Annotated in this window: 1 protein-coding gene; it reads right to left on the reverse strand. The window is 70.5% G+C overall.

What is annotated here, in order from left to right; genetic code table 11:
* The coding region (locus H928_RS31945; protein ID WP_043341996.1) for a hypothetical protein at positions 1-217 on the reverse strand (217 nt) is incomplete at both ends.

Genomic DNA, 217 nt, shown 5'->3' on the forward strand with positions numbered 1-217 from the left:
GGGCGCCGCAGGCCATCGTCTGGTAGGCGGTGGGGGCCAGGTTCTGCTCCAGCACGGCCTTGGCAGCGGCAAAGGCCGCGGCATCGAGCTGGCCCTGCAGCACGCCGGCCAGCAGCGGCTGGGCAGCAGCTTCAACGGCCAAGGTGCAGGCAAAGCGGTTGTCATAGTCATGGCCGGGCAGCAGCAGGGTCTGCGGGCCCACGGTCTGGGCCAACAG

Source organism: Comamonas sp. B-9 (assembly GCF_000410635.1).
In the GTDB taxonomy this organism is placed as follows: domain Bacteria; phylum Pseudomonadota; class Gammaproteobacteria; order Burkholderiales; family Burkholderiaceae_C; genus Comamonas.